Annotated in this window: 1 protein-coding gene; it reads right to left on the bottom strand. The window is 48.4% G+C overall.

All coding sequences use genetic code 11. The annotated features are described in order from the left end of the window. Positions 1 to 1491, bottom strand: a 1491-nt coding sequence (locus tag KDK18_RS04715; RefSeq protein WP_257253562.1) for an F-box/WD repeat-containing protein, incomplete at its 3' end; no start/stop codon positions are given. Positions 1492 to 1806 lie beyond the last annotated feature (315 nt).

The raw sequence follows: 1806 nt of genomic DNA, 5'->3' as shown, positions 1-1806 counted from the left end.
AATGGAGACTTTTTCTTTCCAGACTCCTTTGGCGTTCTGACCATAGATTTTCACCGTTTTATCGTGACTTGCAGTTACCACATGGCGGCCATCGGGGCTAAAAGTGGCTGATCTCACCGATTTCTGATGGCGAATGTTGGCTTTTCGTTCCCATGATCCATCTGCCTTCTTACTATAGATTTGCGCCGAACCATCATCGCTGGCAGTCACCACATGATTGCCGTCGGGGCTGAAGGTGGCTGAGCAAATCCGCTCATTATGGCGAATGTCAGCCTTTACTTCCCAGGATCCATCGTCCTTCTGGCCGTAGATTTTCACCGTGTCATCGCAGACAGAGGGGAAATGGTAAACTTCGCCGACCACAGTCATCTGGCCTACGGTCAGCACATGGGCACCATCGGGACTGAGGGAGGCTAATTCGACATGACAGTCATGGGGAAGGGCAATAGTGCTTTTCTCCAGCCATGATCCATCGTCCTCCAGACCATAGATTTTCGACTTATCATCATTACCCCTGGTTATCAAATAGCGCCCATTAGCGCTGAAGGAGGCTGAAAAGACCGAATCTTCATGGGAAATACTGGCTTTTGGTAGCCATAATCCATTGGCCTCCTGACCATAAATTCTCGCTGAGCTATCAGCACTGGCGGTCACCAAAAAAGTGCCATCGGGACTGAATTCGGCTGAATTGACCCTGGAACCATGAGTAATGGTCACTTTTACTTCCCACGTTCCATCAGCCTCATGAGCGTAGATTTTCGCCGTGCGATCATCACTGGCGGTGACCAGATGATGGCCATCGAGGCTGAAGGTGGCTGAGTTGATAACATCAGAGTGCAAAATGTTAGTTTTTACATCCCATGACCCACCGATGTCCTGACCAGAAATTTTCGCTGTATTACGACCCTCGGTAGCAGTCTTGGTCACCACATGACGGCCATCGACACTGAAGGAGGCTGATTTAATCCCGCTGCCATGAGAAATTTCGCCTTCTTCAACTAATTTAAATGCTTTACATTCAGACATCAGTTGACTGATGGTGAAAAAGAAAAAAGCAGGAAATCCATGACTCTCCCGGCGTCCTACTACTGACTTGATGAGTGCCTCGTCATTCGTAAACTGCCCTAACCAGTCGCTGAGTTGGTTGTTGTCTTTTGTACTGATGACTGCCTTTATTTGAGCCCGGTGTGCTGAAGAAAACCGGCCATACCATGCCTTCGCCAGAACATCACCTTCTTCAATAACATCGCACAACTCGGAGCATGTTCGCTTTAAAACGGCTACATTTGGAAGATCTAAATGGGCAATGACTTCATACTTCAATTCTTTGGGCAGTGTCTTCAATAATAACGATTCACACGGGTAAGATGCAGTGATCTCCCTACCCATATCGATAACGGTTGGCGGCTCTGATTGAGATCGCCCGGGTGATGTCGGGGCTGAATCGACAATATTGGAGTTGTCGTTTATTTGCTGAGTGCATGGTGTCATTTCTGTTTCCTGTAACGTGAGTATTTCTCCTCATTTTGAAACGACATTCAAAATGGATGTGCCGAGTTAGACCCGGTTTTGGAATAAAAGTTCATAACATGTTGCTAAGCGCAACGAACACTGTTTCTGCCTTTCGACTCACGCAGAATGGCGTCACTCAGCGGCGGCCCTCTGAGTACCCCGCATCAGGTTCCGGGCTTCGTCAATCACCACCAGACTGTGCCGGTTCAGGTGATACCAGAGAACCCCTTATTTCAGTAATTTTCGCCGTGCCATCCTCACTGGCGGTGACCACATGGCAACAATCGGCACTGA

This window comes from Endozoicomonas sp. SESOKO3 (genome assembly GCF_024606255.1).
The sequence above is the reverse complement of the archived record's forward strand: the minus strand, read 5'-3'. Positions and strand labels throughout refer to the sequence as shown.